Here is a 14,334-nt window from a genome sequence, read left to right as displayed (position 1 = left end):
TGCGGCCGCCCTCTTTCCGAGTGTGGCGGCCTCAGTGCCCGCTGACGATCTCGCGGGCCATCGCGACGAGCGCGCCGGTCGACGGGTGGGGGAACGCGTCCCGCCAGGCCAGGACCACCGGCAGCGGGGGCGCGTCGGGCAGTGGGCGGTAGGTGACGCCCGGATGGGGGTGCAGGGCGGCGGTGGAGACGGAGGAGACGCCGACGCCCCGGCCGGCGGCGATGGCGGTGAGCCAGTCGTCGGTGTTGGCGACGGTGACGGTGGCCGCCGGGCGTGCGGCGGGCGGCCAGAGCGTGAGGGCGGTCGTGCCGGAGACGGTGTTGAGGACGACGGTTCCGTCGGCGAGGTCGTGGAGGGTGAGCCGGGGCCGGTCGGCGAGCGGGCTGTCGGCGGGTACGGCCGCGACCCGTGCCTCGGTGGTGAGCTCCTCGGTGACCAGGCCGGGTGCGTCGACGGCGCCCCGGAGCAGGGCCGCGTCGACTTCGCCCCGGGTGAGGCCGGCGGTGCGGTCGTCGATGCGGAGGAGTTCGAGCGGGGTGTCGGGGTGGTCGCGTTGCCAGCGCCGGAGCAGAGGGGTGGTGTACGGGCCGAAGGCCGACCAGGCGTGTCCGAGGCGCAGGGGCCGGTGGCGGAGCCTGGCGGGGTCGACGGCGGCCTCGAAGGCGGCGAGTGCGGCGGCGGCCCGGTCCCGGAAGGCGCGGCCCTCGGCGGTGAGGGCGAGGTGGTGGGTCGAACGGTCGACGAGCCGGGCGCCGAGGTGCTGTTCGAGGGCGGCGAGGGTGCGGGAGACGGCGGGCTGGGTGAGGTGGAGCCGGGCGGCCGCTCTGGTGAGGCTGGATTCCTCGGCGATGGCGAGGAAGCAGCGGAGATGGCGTAGCTCGATGCTCATGCGTCCGGAGCATAACCGCAGCGCAATCGGCATTTCCGGTGCCGCGCGGGGACTCGTAGCGTGGGAGGGGAATGAGGGCTTCCGAAATCCGTTAGTGCATTACTCTGCACTGCGGGTACAGTTTGTTAAACCTCACGAGGTGTCGTGAGGGTGTGTGTCGTGTGGTGTCGAGTGGTGTGTGAGGAGCGTCGGTGGACAGTCCGGTCAGGGATGCGGCCCCGGCGGCGGCCGGCGCCGTCGGCGCGGAACCGCGGGGCGGCGGCGCCCCGGGGTCGACGGGGCACCGGCTCGGGCCGGTGGCGCTCGTCGTCGCGGGCGGCCTCTCCGTACAGTTCGGCTCCGCCGTCGCCGTCCTGCTCATGCCGCGCGCGGGAGCGCTCGGGGTCGTCACCCTGCGGCTCCTGCTCGCCGCCGCCGTCCTGCTGATCGTCTGCCGGCCCAAGGTCCGCGGCTACGGGCGCGCCGACTGGGGGACGATCGTCGCCTTCGGCGCCGCCATGGCGGGCATGAACATCCTCTTCTACCAGTCCGTCGACCGGATCCCGCTGGGCGCCGCGGTGACCCTTGAGGTGCTCGGCCCGCTGATCCTCTCCGTGGTCGCCTCGCGCCGGCTCGTGAACCTGCTCTGGGCCGGCCTCGCGCTCGGCGGCGTCGTCCTCCTCGGCGGCGGCGGTTTCGACCGTCTCGATCCGGTCGGCGCGGGCTTCGCGCTCGCGGCGGGCGCCATGTGGGCCACGTACATCGTCTTCAGCGCGCGTACGGGCCGGCGCTTCCCGCAGGCGGACGGGCTCGCGCTCGCCATGGCGTTCGGCGCCGTCCTCAGCCTGCCGTTCGGCATCGTGGAGGCGGGCGACAAGCTGCTCGTACCGTCGACGATCGGTCTCGGTCTCGTGGTCGCGCTGATGTCCTCGGTCCTGCCGTACACGCTGGAACTCCTCGCCCTGCGCCGTCTGCCCGCCCCGACGTTCGCGATCCTGATGAGCCTGGAACCGGCCATCGCGGCGGCCGCCGGCTTCCTCGTCCTCAGCCAGGCCCTGTCCGCGCTCGACGCCCTCGCCATCGCCCTCGTCATAGCGGCCAGCATGGGAGCGGTCCGCACGCAGGTGCGGGGCGCCGCGTGAGGGTGTGCCGCGTCTAGGATCCGGCGCATGATCGCTGAACTGCAGTGCGTCGTGCTCGACTGCCCCGCGCCCCGCGAACTCGCCGGGTTCTACGCCTCGGTGCTCGGCGGGGAGGTCGACCGGCCGGACCGCCGCTGGTCCCTCGACGAGGCCTGGTCCACCCTGCACACGCCCGGCGGGCTCGTCCTCTGCTTCCAGGGCGTCACCGATCACCGCCCGCCGACCTGGCCGGGCCCGGAGCGCCCCCAGCAGTTCCACCTCGACTTCGGCGTCGCGGACCTGGACGCGGCCCAGGAGCAGGTCCTCGCGCGGGGCGCGACCGTCCTGGACGAGGGGGGCGGCACGAGGGGCTGGCGCGTGTACGCGGACCCGGCGGGCCACCCGTTCTGCCTGGTCAGGCACTGACCCGATTCCGTCGATCCTTGGCCGCCGGGGGCGTGGAGCGCGCTGGGGCGGGTGCGGACGATGGGGGTGTCTGTTCAACCGTCGTGACGAGGGAGAGGAGCCGACCATGGCTCTGGAGATGCGAGACCGCTGCGAGCGCTGCGAGACGGCGGCCCTGGCGGCCGACGGGCCCGCGCGGATCTGTTCGTACGAATGCACCTTCTGCGTCCCCTGCGCCGACGCCATGAGGGACGTGTGCCCCAACTGCGGCGGCGAACTGGTGCCCCGGCCGCGCCGTGTCGTCGCCTAGCACTCCTGGCGCCTCGTGCTCCGGGCGCGTGTCGCGAGCCGGATCGGCCCCCTGACGAAACGAGGCGGGCCGGCGGCCCCAGTCCGTGTGCGGACTCGAAGCCACGCGTGTCGGTGAAACTAAAGCAAGCACGCTTGATTGTTTCTTTCGTCGCTGCCATGCTCCTCGGCGAAGGCCCGTGACCGTGAACGCCCGTCCCCCGAGGGGAGCGCACCGTGTCCGACCCCGTCGTCGTGCTCGACGACCTGCGTGACGAGAGCGACGCGCTCGACGCGCTGGTGCGAGAACTGAGCCCGGAGCAGTGGGACGCGCCCACCCCCGCGCCCGGCTGGACCCTCGCCCATCAGATCGCGCACCTCGCCTGGACCGACCGCGCCGCGCTCCTCGCCGCCACCGACGCCGATGCCTTCGCCGTCGAGACCCGTAAGGCGCTCGCCGCGCCCGACCGTTTCGTCGACGAAGGCGCCGAGGAGGGCGCGAAACTGCCGCCGGCCGAGCTGCTCGCCCGCTGGCGCGAGGGCCGGGAGCGGCTCCAGGAGGCCCTGCGCGCGGTGCCCCCCGGTGTGCGTTTCCCCTGGTACGGGCCGCCGATGAGCCCCTCCGCCATGGCCACCGCCCGGCTGATGGAGACCTGGGCGCACGGCCAGGACGTCGCCGACGCCCTCGGGGTCGTCCGCGCGCCCACCGCCCGCCTCCGGCACGTCGCCTGGATCGGCCACCGCGCCCGCGACTACGCCTTCCTGGTCCGGGGCCTCCCCGCGCCCGCCGAACCCTTCCGGGTCGAACTCCGCGCCCCCGACGGGACGCTGTGGGCGTACGGCCCCGAGGACGCCGCCCAGCGGGTCACGGGACCGGCCCTCGACTTCTGCCTGCTCGTCACCCAGCGCGTCCACCGCGACGACACCGCCCTCGTGGCCGACGGCCCCGACGCCGAGCGGTGGCTCACCCTCGCCCAGGCCTTCGCCGGCCCGGCGGGCCCGGGCCGGGCCCCCACGGGCGCGGGCCCCACCCCGGCCGATCAGGCCCCGACCACCGGGCCCCGCGACTCCGAGGGGGCCTAGTGGTCCTCCGTATCGGCAACGCCTCCGGGTTCTACGGCGACCGGTTCGACGCCGTCCGCGAGATGCTCACCGGCGGCGAGCTCGACGTCCTCACCGGCGACTACCTCGCCGAGCTGACCATGCTCATCCTCGGCCGCGACCAGCTGAAGGACCCCGCCGCCGGGTACGCGAAGACCTTCCTGCGCCAGATGGAGGAGGGCCTCGGCCTCGCCCACGAGCGCGGGGTCCGGGTCGTGGCCAACGCCGGCGGACTCAACCCCGCCGGGCTCGCCGACGCCCTGCGCGGCCTCGCCGCGAAGCTCGGCCTGCCGACCCGGATCGCGCACGTCGAGGGCGACCGGCTGCCCGCCGTGGACGGCGTCCTCGCCGCCAACGCCTACCTCGGCGGCGCCGGTATCGCCGCCTGCCTCGCCGCCGGGGCCGACGTCGTCGTCACCGGCCGGGTCACCGACGCCGCCCTCGTCACCGGGCCCGCACAGTGGCACTTCGGCTGGGGCCCGGAGGAGTACGACAGGCTGGCGGGCGCGGTCGTCGCCGGGCACGTCCTGGAGTGCGGCACCCAGGCCACCGGCGGCAACTACGCCTTCTTCCGCGACCACGACCCGGCGGTCTTCCGCCGCCCCGGCTTCCCGGTCGCCGAGCTCCACGCCGACGGCAGCGCCGTCATCACCAAACACCCCGGCACCGGCGGCCTCGTCGACGTCGGTACGGTCACGGCGCAGCTCCTGTACGAGACGGCCGGCGCCCGCTACCCCGGTCCCGACGTGACCGCCCGGCTCGACACGGCCCGGCTCACCCAGGTGGGCCCCGACCGGGTCCGGATCGACGGCGTACGGGGCGAGGCGCCGCCCCCGACGCTCAAGGTGGGGCTCAGCAGGCTCGGCGGCTTCCGCAACGAGGTGGTGTTCGTCCTCACCGGTCTCGACATCGAGGCCAAGGCCCAGCTGGTCCGCGACCAGATCGAGGACGCGCTGGCCACGGCGCGTCCCCGCGAGGTTCGCTGGGAGCTGGCCCGCACCGACCGGCCCGACGCGTCGACCGAGGAGACCGCGAGCGCGCTGCTCCGGCTCGTCGTCCGGGACCCCGGCCCCGAGGCCGTCGGGCGCGCGCTCACCGGCGCGGCGATCGAACTGGCCCTGGCCAGCTACCCCGGCTTCCACGTCACCGCCCCACCCGGCAGGGGCGCCCCCTACGGCGTCTTCGAGACGGCGTACGTCCCGGCCTCCGAGGTCCCGCACACGGCGGTCCTCCCGGACGGCACCCGCGTCCCCGTCCCCGTACCGGCGCACACGCCGGAGCCCGCGCCCGGACTCCCCGTCCCCGTACCGGGACTCCCCGCGCCGGGACTCCCCGCGCCCGTATCCACGCCGGAACCCCCCACCCCGGAACTCCCCGACCCGCTCCCCGAAGGGCCCGTCCGGCGGGTGCCCCTCGGGCGGCTCGCCGGGGCCCGCAGCGGGGACAAGGGGGGCGACGCCAACATCGGCGTCTGGGTGCGTACGGACGAGGAGTGGCGCTGGCTGGCGCACGCCCTCACCGTCGACAAGGTCCGCGAACTCCTGCCCGAGACGGCCGGCCTGGCCGTCACCCGGCACGTCCTTCCGCGCCTGCGCGCGCTCAACTTCACCGTCGCGGGCATCCTCGGCGAGGGCGTCGCCTCCCAGGCCCGCTTCGATCCCCAGGCCAAGGCCCTGGGCGAGTGGCTCCGCTCCCGCGAACTCGACGTACCGGAGGAACTCCTGTGACCGTCGCCCCGAAAGCCGCCCGGGAGGAACTCCCGTGACCGTCCTCGCCTCCGCCCTCGACACCGGCGGAACCGCGTACCGGAGCAACCGCGAGGCCATGCTCGACAAGCTGGCCGCGCTCGACGCCGAGCACGCCAAGGCCCTCGCGGGCGGCGGCGAGAAGTACACGGAGCGGCACCGGGCGCGCGGCAAGCTGCTCGCCCGGGAGCGGATCGAGCTGCTCCTCGACCCCGACAGCCCGTTCCTGGAGCTGTCGCCGCTCGCCGCCTGGGGCAGCGACTACACGGTGGGCGCCTCCCTGGTGACGGGGATCGGGGTCGTCGAGGGCGTCGAGTGCCTGATCACGGCCAACGACCCGACCGTGCGCGGCGGGGCGTCGAACCCGTGGACGCTGAAGAAGGCCCTGCGGGCCAACGAGATCGCGTTCGCGAACCGGCTGCCGGTCATCTCGCTGGTGGAGTCCGGCGGGGCCGACCTCCCCTCGCAGAAGGAGATCTTCATCCCCGGCGGGGCGCTCTTCCGCGACCTCACGCGTCTCTCCGCCGCCGGTATCCCCACGGTCGCGGTCGTCTTCGGGAACTCCACGGCCGGAGGCGCGTACGTCCCCGGCATGTCCGACCACGCCGTGATGATCAAGGAGCGCTCGAAGGTGTTCCTGGGCGGTCCGCCGCTGGTGAAGATGGCGACGGGGGAGGAGAGCGACGACGAGTCCCTCGGGGGTGCCGAGATGCACGCCCGGACGTCGGGGCTGGCCGACCACTACGCCGTCGACGAGACCGACGCGATCCGGCAGGCCCGCCGGATCGTCGCCCGCCTCAACCACCGCAAGGCGCAACCCGATCCGACGGACCTCGCCCCGCCCCCGGCGTACGACGAGGACGAACTCCTCGGGATCGTCCCGGGCGACCTCAGGACGCCGTTCGACCCGCGCGAGGTGATCGCCCGGATCGTCGACGGCTCCGACTTCGACGAGTTCAAGCCGCTGTACGGGCCGAGTCTGGTGACGGGATGGGCGAGCCTGCACGGCTATCCCGTCGGCGTCCTCGCCAACGCGCAGGGCGTCCTCTTCGGGCCCGAGTCGCAGAAGGCGGCGCAGTTCATCCAGCTGGCCAACCAGCGGGACGTCCCGCTGGTCTTCCTGCACAACACCACCGGCTACATGGTGGGCAGGGAGTACGAGCAGGGCGGCATCATCAAGCACGGCGCCATGATGATCAACGCGGTGTCGAACTCGCGCGTCCCCCACCTGTCCGTCCTCATGGGCGCGAGCTACGGCGCCGGGCACTACGGCATGTGCGGCCGGGCCTACGACCCGCGTTTCCTGTTCGCCTGGCCGAGCGCCAAGTCCGCCGTCATGGGCCCGCAGCAGCTCGCCGGGGTCCTGTCGATCGTGGCGAGGGCGAGCGCCGCCGCCAAGGGGCAGCCGTACGACGACGAGGCCGACGCCGGGCTGCGGGCCCTCGTCGAGGCGCAGATCGAGTCGGAGTCCCTGCCGATGTTCCTCTCCGGACGGCTCTACGACGACGGGGTCATCGACCCCCGCGACACCCGCACGGTTCTCGGGCTGTGCCTTTCCGCGATCCACACGGCACCGGTCGAGGGCGCGCGCGGCGGCTTCGGCGTCTTCCGAATGTGAGGCCCCAGATGACCTCGGTGATGTCCACCGTCCTAGTCGCCAACCGGGGCGAGATCGCCTGCCGGGTCTTCCGCACCTGCCGTGACCTCGGCATCTCCACCGTCGCCGTGTATTCGGACGCGGACGCCGACGCCCTGCACGTCCGGGAGGCCGACGCGGCGGTGCGGCTGCCGGGGGCGGCGCCCTCGGAGACGTACCTCCGGGTGGACCTGGTGGTGCGGGCGGCGCTCGCGGCGGGCGCGGACGCCGTCCATCCCGGCTACGGCTTCCTCTCCGAGAACGCCGGCTTCGCGCGGGCCGTGATCGACGCGGGCCTGGTGTGGATCGGCCCGCCGCCGGAGGCGATCGAGGCGATGGCCTCGAAGACCCGGGCGAAGGAACTCCTGGGGATCGCCCCGCTCGCCGACGTCACCGAGGCGGACCTGCCCGTCCTGGTGAAGGCGGCGGCGGGCGGCGGCGGCCGGGGCATGCGGGTGGTCCGCGAACTCGGCGACCTGGACGGCGCGTTGAAGGCGGCTTCGGCCGAGGCGGAGAGCGCGTTCGGGGACGGCGAGGTGTTCGTCGAGCCGTACGTGGAGAACGGCCGGCACGTCGAGGTGCAGGTCCTCGCGGACACGCACGGCGGCGTCTGGGCGCTCGGCACCCGCGACTGCTCCCTCCAGCGCCGCCACCAGAAGGTGATCGAGGAGTGCCCGGCGCCCGGCCTGCCCGCCGCGCTCGAAGCCTCCGTCCTGGACGCGGCCGTCAGGGCGGCGAAGGCCGTCGGCTACGTCGGCGCGGGCACCGTCGAGTTCCTCGTCGCGGACGGCCGGGCGCACTTCCTGGAGATGAACACCCGCCTCCAGGTCGAGCACCCGGTGACCGAGGAGGTGTACGGGGTCGACCTCGTCGCCCTCCAGATCGCCGTCGCCGAGGGCCGTGCACTGCCCCCCGGACCGCCGGCCCCGCGCGGCCACGCGATCGAGGCCCGGCTCTACGCGGAGGACCCGGCGCGGGACTGGGCCCCGCAGACGGGCGACCTGCACCGCTTCGACGTCCCCCGCGAGGGACGGACACGGGTCGACACCGGGTACGCCTCCGGGGACACGATCGGTGTCCACTACGACCCGATGCTCGCCAAGGTCGTCGTCCACGCCCCGACCCGCGCCGAAGCGGCCCGCAAGCTCGCCCGCGTCCTCGAACGGACGGTCGTCCACGGGCCGGTCACCAACCGGGACCTGCTGGTCGCCTCGCTGCGGCACCCCGAGTTCCTGGACGCGGACCGGCTCGACACCGGTTTCTACGGGCGGAACCTGGACGCCCTGACGGGCCCCGCGGACGGCGAGGCGCACGCCGCCGTCGCCGCCGCGCTCGCGGACGCCGCCGGGAACACCGGCAGGTTCGGCGGCGGCTGGCGCAACCTCCGCTCGCAGGACCAGGTCAGGACGTACGGGGAGCACGAGGTCCGCTACCGGCCGACGCGGGGCGGCGGCTTCGAGGTCACGGCGCCGGCGGGGGTACGGGTGGTGAGCGCCGCGCCCGACCGCGTACGCCTCGACGTCGGCGGAGTCGTCCGGGACGTCGAGGTCGCCCGGTACGGCGACACCGTCCACGCGGGCGCCCACCGCCTCACCGTCCGCCCCCGCTTCCCCGACCCCACCGTCCCCCAGGAACCAGGCTCGCTGCTGGCCCCCATGCCCGGCACCGTCGTCCGGGTCGCGGACGGGCTCGCCGTCGGCGACCAGGTCGCCGCGGGGCAGCCGCTGCTCTGGCTGGAGGCGATGAAGATGGAGCACCGCGTCACCGCTCCCGCCTCCGGCACGCTCACCGCGCTCCACGCCGTCCCCGGCCGCCAGGTCGAGGTCGGTGCGCTGCTCGCCGTCGTCCAGTCATCCGTACGGACCGACGTCCCGACCGAAGCACAGGAGGACCAGACCGTATGAGCTCCATGATCGAAAGCGAAGAACTCACCGCGCTCCGCGCCGCGGTCTCCGCGCTCGGCCGCCGCCACGGTCCCGGCTTCGACCGGGCGGCCCTGTGGGCGGAGGCGGGCAAGCTCGGCTACCTGGGCGTGAACCTGCCCGAGGAGTACGGCGGCGGGGGCGGCGGCATGGCCGAGCTGTCGGTCGTCCTGGAGGAGGCGGGGGCCGCCGGGGCGCCGCTGCTCATGATGGTGGTGTCGCCCGCGATCTGCGGCACCGTCATCGCCCGCTTCGGGACGGAGGAGCAGAAGCGGGCCTGGCTGCCGGGCCTCGCGGACGGGACGCGGACCATGGCGTTCGGCATCACCGAGCCGGACGCGGGCTCCAACTCGCACCGCATCACGACCACGGCGACCCGCACCGAGGAGGGCTGGGTCCTCAACGGCCGGAAGGTGTTCGTGTCGGGCGTGGACATCGCCGACGCGACGCTGATCGTGGGCCGGACGTCGGACGCCCGCACGGGCACGCTCAAGCCGTGCCTGTTCATCGTGCCGCGCGACGCGCCCGGCTTCCGGCGGCGGCACATCGAGATGGAACTCGACGCGCACGAGAAGCAGTTCGAGCTGACCATCGACGACGTGCACCTGCCGGCCGACGCGCTCGTCGGCGACGAGGACGCGGGCCTGCTCCAGCTCTTCGCGGGGCTCAACCCGGAGCGGATCATGACGGCGGCGTTCGCCATCGGCATGGGCCGGTACGCGCTCGCGCGGGCCGTGACGTACGCGAAGGAACGCCAGGTCTGGAAGGCCCCGATCGGCACCCACCAGGCCATCGCGCACCCGCTGGCCCAGGCGCACATCGAGCTGGAACTGGCGCGCCTGATGATGGCGAAGGCGGCGCGGCTGTACGACGCGGGCGACGACGTCGGGGCGGGCGAGGCGGCGAACATGGCGAAGTACGCGGCGGGTGAGGCCTGCGTGAAGGCCGTCGACCAGGCCGTCCACACCCTCGGCGGCAACGGCCTGACCCGCGAGTTCGGCCTGGCCCGCCTGATCACGGCGTCCCGGGTGGCGAGGATCGCCCCGGTCAGCCGGGAGATGATCCTCAACTACGTGTCGACGCACACCCTGGGGCTGCCCAAGTCGTACTGACCCCGCAGTCGTACTGATCCGGCGGTCGTACGGTCCCGCAGTCGTACCGACCCCCGCAGTCGTACTGGCCCAGCCGCTCACCGGTCGCGTCTCGATATCCGCGAAGTCGGGCTTCAGTTGTGAACATCGTGTGTACGATCTCGTCACTTCGCACACGCGCAGTTCACGCTCCCCAGGAGAGACGCCCGTGCATCCGCTGCCGCCGCCACCGCCCCCGTACCCGTACGCCCCCGCGCCCGTCCGGCGCTGGTGGCAGCACCCCGCCCTGATCATCGTCCTGCTGGTGCTCTTCCCTCCGGCAGGCATAGCCCTCGTCTGGACGAGCCTCTGGAAGCAGCCGCAGAAGATCGTGGCGACCGTCCTGTCCGGGCTCTGGTTCCTGCTGTCGTTCCTCGTCCCCTCCTCGGAGGAGACGAAGGACGACGCGAAGCCCGCCCCGAAGCCGGCGGTGACGGCCGCCGCGACGCGGACGCCCACGCCCACCCCGACGCCGACGCCCACGCCGACGCCGTCCGCGACGGTCGCGGCGATGCCTCTGCTCGTCGGGGGGAGTTACGCGGACGCCGAGCCGCTCCTCACGGCCCACCTGGGCCGGGCCTACGGCGCCTACAAGGACGTCGACCTGCCGTCCGACCACGGGACCTGGACGGTCTGCTTCCAGCGGCCGGACGCCGGCGCGCCGATCGCGACCACGGTGCCGGTGGTGTACCTGACGGAGCCGGGCGTCCCCTGCCCGAAGTCGCCGAACGAGGTCCTGCGCAAGCCGACCCCGAAGCCCGAGCCCACCACCCGCACGCCGACCCCGGCCCCCGAGCCGACGCGCACCCGGGCGCCGGAGCCCACCCAGGAGGCCGAGGACGACACCTCCGGCGGCGGCAGTGTCTCCTACGCCAACTGCGCGGCCGTCCGGGCCGCCGGAGCCGCCCCCATCCACGCGGGCGACCCGGGGTACAGCCGCCGGCTCGACCGGGACGGCGACGGCGTCGCCTGCGAGGGCTGACGGTCGGGCGACCTCTTCGGGCCCCGTTCCCCGGTCGGGGGAGCGGGGCCCGGTGTCGTGGGGTCAGTCCTCGTCGTCGACGGCGGGGGTGCTGTCGCGCCCCCCGGGTCGGCGCCCGCCGAGGTGCCTCCCGGCAACGACAAATCATGCAGGCGTGCTTGATTGTTTCGATGGAGTGCTGACAAGGTCTCCCCAAGCCGTACCGGCACACGCGATCCTTGCGACCACCTTCCACCGCTCAGGGGGCAACGCATGGTGTTCCGCAGTGAGTACGAGAACGTGTCCACCGTCTCCCTCCCCATCCACGACGTGGTGCTCGGCCGCGCCGCCGAGCGCGGCGACACACCCGCCCTGATCGACGGCACCGGGGACCTCACCCTCACCTACGGGCAGGTCGACGCCCTCCATCGGCGGGTGGCCGCCGGGCTCGCGGAGGCCGGGGTGCGGAAGGGGGACGTCCTCGCCCTGCACAGCCCCAACACCGTGCTGTTCCCCCTCGCCTTCTACGCCGCCACGCGCGCGGGCGCCGCCGTCACGACCGTGCACCCGCTCGCCACGCCCGAGGAGTTCGCGAAGCAGCTCCGGGACTCCTCCGCGCGCTGGATCGTGACGGTGTCCCCGCTGCTCGCCGCCGCCCGCGCGGCGGCCGCACTGGCCGGCGGCATCGAGGAGATCTTCGTCTGCGACCAGGCCCCGGAGGGACCCGACGGGGAGGGCGTGCGCTCGCTGCAGGCCTTCCTCGGCTCCACCGGACCCGTGCCCGAGATCGACGTCGACCCCGACGAGGACGTCGCCGCGCTCCCGTACTCCTCCGGCACCACCGGCGTCCCCAAGGGCGTGATGCTCACGCACACCTCCATCGCCACCAACCTGGCCCAGCTGGAGCCGGTCATCCCGATGGGACCCGGTGACCGCATTCTTGCGATTCTGCCCTTCTTTCACATCTACGGGCTCACCGCTCTCATGAACGCGCCCCTCCGTCAGGGCGCCACCGTCGTCGTCCTGCCCCGCTTCGAGCTCGACACCTTCCTCGGCGCCATCCAGAAGCACCGCATCAACGGCCTGTACGTCGCCCCGCCGATCGTGCTCGCCCTCGCCAAGCACCCGGCCGTCGCCGAGTACGACCTGTCCTCGCTGCGGTACGTCGTCAGCGCCGCCGCCCCGCTCGACGCGGCCCTCGCCGAAGCCTGTTCGGCGCGGCTCGGACTGCCGCCCGTCCTCCAGGCGTACGGCATGACGGAGCTGTCCCCGGGCACCCACGTCGTCCCGCTCGACGCCGAGAACCCGCCGCCCGGCACCGTCGGCAAACTGCTGCCCTCCACCGAGATGCGCATCCTGTCCCTCGACGACCCGTCGAAGGACGCCGCCCCCGGCGAGGAGGGCGAGGTCGCCATCCGGGGGCCGCAGGTCATGAAGGGGTACCTGGGCCGCCCCGACGCCACCGCCGCCATGATCGACGCCGACGGCTGGGTGCACACCGGCGACATCGGCCGGGTCGACGCCGACGGCTGGCTGTTCGTCGTCGACCGCGTCAAGGAACTCATCAAGTACAAGGGGTTCCAGGTCGCCCCCGCCGAACTCGAAGCGCTGCTCCTCACCCACGAGGGCGTCGCCGACGCCGCCGTCATCGGCGTCACCGACGCGGACGGCACCGAGATACCCAAGGCCTTCGTCGTACGCCAGCCGGCCGCGCCCGGCCTCACCGCCGAGGACGTCATGGCCCACGTCGCCGCCCGGGTCGCCCCGTACAAGAAGATCCGCGCCGTCGAGTTCATCGACGGCGTCCCCCGGGCAGCGTCCGGGAAGATCCTCCGAAGGGAACTGAGGGACCGCACATGACCCTGGTCGCCATCACCGAGGAGCGGGGCGTCACCACGCTCGCCCTGGACTCCCCGGCCACCCGCAACGCGCTCTCCGCGCCGCTCGTCGCCGAACTCGCCGACGCCCTCACCGTCTGCGGCAAGGACCCGACGGTCCGGGCCGTCGTCCTCACCCACACCGGCGGCACCTTCAGCGCGGGCGCCGACCTGAAGGCGCCCCCGAGCCCGTACACCTTCGTCGACCTGCTCCGGCAGGTCGTCGAGCTGCCGAAACCCGTCGTCGGGCACGTCACGGGACACGTACGGGCCGGCGGTCTCGGCCTGCTCGGCGCCTGCGACATCGTGGTGGCGGGGGAGGCGGCGGACTTCGCCCTCACCGAGGTACGGATCGGGGTCGCCCCCGCCGTCATCTCCCTCACCCTCCTCCCGAAGCTCGAACCGCGCGCGGCGGCCCGCCACTACCTGACGGGCGAGCGGTTCGGCGTCCCCGAGGCCGTCGCCATGGGCCTGGTCACGGCCCCCGACGGAGAACTCGACGGCATCCTCGACGCCCTGCGCGCCGCCTCCCCGCAGGGCCTGCGAGAGGCGAAGCGCCTGGTCACCGCTAGAGTCCTGGAGACCTTCGAACGCGACGCGGAGGACCTGGTGCAGAGGTCGGCCACGCTCTTCGCCTCCGCCGAGGCGCGCGAGGGGATGACGGCCTTCCTCGAACGACGGGACCCCGCATGGCGGCTGTGACCGCACCCAAGCAGGACAGGAGCCGCGCCACCCGGCAGCGGCTCCTGGAGGCGGCCGTGGCCTGCCTGGCCGAGCACGGCTGGGCGGGTTCCACGGTCGCCGTCGTCGCGGAACGGGCCGGCGTCTCACGGGGCGCCGCCCAGCACCACTTCCCGACCCGCGAGGACCTGTTCACGGCAGCCGTCGAGTACGTCGCCGAGGAACGCTCCCAGGCGCTGCGGGCCCTCCCCTCCCGCGACCGGCACGAGGCCGTCGCCGCCCTCGTCGACCTGTACACCGGACCCCTCTTCCGGGCCGCGCTCCACCTGTGGGTGGCCGCCGCCAACGAGGACCAGCTCCGCGACCGGGTCGCCGACCTGGAGGCCCGCGTCGGCCGGGAGTCCCACCGCATCGCGGTCGAGGTCCTCGGCGCCGACGAAACCCGCCCCGGCGTCCGCGAGACCGTCCAGGGCCTCCTGGACATGGCCCGCGGCCTGGGCCTCGCCACCCTCCTCTCGGACGACCGGCCCCGCCGGGAACGGGTGGTGGCCCAGTGGGCCCGGCTCCTGGACGAGGCGCTGGCGTAAGAGGCCGTCCGG

13 protein-coding genes are annotated in these 14,334 nt (G+C 73.9%); 12 read left to right on the top strand and 1 reads right to left on the bottom strand.

From position 1 onward, the window contains the following. Positions 1–31: 31 nt before the first annotated feature. Complete coding sequence (locus AMK29_RS09740) at positions 32–889, bottom strand: LysR family transcriptional regulator (RefSeq protein ID WP_073810474.1); 858 nt, start codon at positions 887–889, stop codon at positions 32–34. Positions 890–1,080: 191 nt separating this feature from the next. On the opposite strand from AMK29_RS09740, the gene AMK29_RS09735 reads away from it, so the two are divergent. The 12 genes from AMK29_RS09735 to AMK29_RS09680 all read left to right on the top strand — a co-directional run bounded on the left by AMK29_RS09735 (position 1,081) and on the right by AMK29_RS09680 (position 14,322). Continuing rightward, positions 1,081–2,010, top strand: coding sequence for an EamA family transporter (locus AMK29_RS09735; protein ID WP_073810472.1), 930 nt, complete (start codon positions 1,081–1,083; stop codon positions 2,008–2,010). A gap of 27 nt (positions 2,011–2,037) precedes the next feature. Continuing rightward, a complete protein-coding gene (locus AMK29_RS09730) occupies positions 2,038–2,415 on the top strand; it encodes a VOC family protein (RefSeq protein WP_073810470.1) in 378 nt (125 codons plus the stop codon). Between the two features lie 106 nt (positions 2,416–2,521). Then, a complete protein-coding gene (locus AMK29_RS09725; protein WP_073810468.1) occupies positions 2,522–2,704 on the top strand; it encodes a DUF1272 domain-containing protein in 183 nt (60 codons plus the stop codon). A gap of 215 nt (positions 2,705–2,919) precedes the next feature. Beyond that, entirely contained in the window at positions 2,920–3,765 is an 846-nt protein-coding gene (locus AMK29_RS09720) for a TIGR03084 family metal-binding protein (RefSeq protein ID WP_073810466.1), read from the top strand. Further along, the gene (locus tag AMK29_RS09715) at positions 3,765–5,510 is read left to right on the top strand and encodes an acyclic terpene utilization AtuA family protein (protein WP_073810464.1); all 1,746 of its coding nucleotides are present in this window, start codon (positions 3,765–3,767) and stop codon (positions 5,508–5,510) included. Before AMK29_RS09720 ends, AMK29_RS09715 begins: the two co-directional genes overlap by 1 nt. A gap of 34 nt (positions 5,511–5,544) precedes the next feature. Further along, positions 5,545–7,146 (top strand): acyl-CoA carboxylase subunit beta, encoded by a 1,602-nt coding sequence (locus tag AMK29_RS09710; protein ID WP_073810462.1) that lies wholly within the window; start codon positions 5,545–5,547, stop codon positions 7,144–7,146. A gap of 20 nt (positions 7,147–7,166) precedes the next feature. Beyond that, positions 7,167–9,068, top strand: a complete 1,902-nt coding sequence (locus AMK29_RS09705) for an ATP-binding protein (RefSeq protein WP_443334057.1) — start codon at positions 7,167–7,169, stop codon at positions 9,066–9,068. After that, a complete protein-coding gene (locus tag AMK29_RS09700; RefSeq protein WP_073810460.1) occupies positions 9,065–10,198 on the top strand; it encodes an acyl-CoA dehydrogenase family protein in 1,134 nt (377 codons plus the stop codon). The genes AMK29_RS09705 and AMK29_RS09700 overlap by 4 nt, the downstream gene beginning before the upstream one ends. A gap of 187 nt (positions 10,199–10,385) precedes the next feature. Then, positions 10,386–11,198 carry an excalibur calcium-binding domain-containing protein gene (locus AMK29_RS37890; RefSeq protein ID WP_443334056.1) on the top strand — a complete coding sequence of 271 codons (813 nt, stop codon included), beginning with the start codon at positions 10,386–10,388 and terminating at the stop codon, positions 11,196–11,198. 252 nt (positions 11,199–11,450) lie between these two features. After that, positions 11,451–13,037 (top strand): AMP-binding protein, encoded by a 1,587-nt coding sequence (locus AMK29_RS09690; protein WP_073810458.1) that lies wholly within the window; start codon positions 11,451–11,453, stop codon positions 13,035–13,037. After that, the gene (locus AMK29_RS09685; protein ID WP_073810456.1) at positions 13,034–13,756 is read left to right on the top strand and encodes an enoyl-CoA hydratase family protein; all 723 of its coding nucleotides are present in this window, start codon (positions 13,034–13,036) and stop codon (positions 13,754–13,756) included. The genes AMK29_RS09690 and AMK29_RS09685 overlap by 4 nt, the downstream gene beginning before the upstream one ends. Then, entirely contained in the window at positions 13,744–14,322 is a 579-nt protein-coding gene (locus AMK29_RS09680) for a TetR/AcrR family transcriptional regulator (protein ID WP_073810454.1), read from the top strand. The genes AMK29_RS09685 and AMK29_RS09680 overlap by 13 nt, the downstream gene beginning before the upstream one ends. Positions 14,323–14,334: the final 12 nt, after the last annotated feature.

The sequence above is a fragment of the Streptomyces sp. CB02261 genome, assembly GCF_001905665.1.
Taxonomy (GTDB): domain Bacteria; phylum Actinomycetota; class Actinomycetes; order Streptomycetales; family Streptomycetaceae; genus Streptomyces.
Note: the sequence above shows the minus strand (reverse complement) of the source record. Positions and strands in the feature narration are given on the sequence as shown.

Bases quoted from the DNA above. Each gene is read 5' to 3' on its own strand.
- AMK29_RS09740 (WP_073810474.1), bottom strand. From the start codon at position 889: ATGAGCATCGAGCTACGCCATCTCCGCTGCTTCCTCGCCATCGCCGAG.
- AMK29_RS09730 (WP_073810470.1), top strand. From the start codon at position 2,038: ATGATCGCTGAACTGCAGTGCGTCGTGCTCGACTGCCCCGCGCCCCGC.
- AMK29_RS09725 (WP_073810468.1), top strand. From the start codon at position 2,522: ATGGCTCTGGAGATGCGAGACCGCTGCGAGCGCTGCGAGACGGCGGCC.
- AMK29_RS09705 (WP_443334057.1), top strand. From the start codon at position 7,167: ATGTCCACCGTCCTAGTCGCCAACCGGGGCGAGATCGCCTGCCGGGTC.
- AMK29_RS09700 (WP_073810460.1), top strand. From the start codon at position 9,065: ATGAGCTCCATGATCGAAAGCGAAGAACTCACCGCGCTCCGCGCCGCG.
- AMK29_RS09690 (WP_073810458.1), top strand. From the start codon at position 11,451: ATGGTGTTCCGCAGTGAGTACGAGAACGTGTCCACCGTCTCCCTCCCC.
- AMK29_RS09685 (WP_073810456.1), top strand. From the start codon at position 13,034: ATGACCCTGGTCGCCATCACCGAGGAGCGGGGCGTCACCACGCTCGCC.
- AMK29_RS09680 (WP_073810454.1), top strand. From the start codon at position 13,744: ATGGCGGCTGTGACCGCACCCAAGCAGGACAGGAGCCGCGCCACCCGG.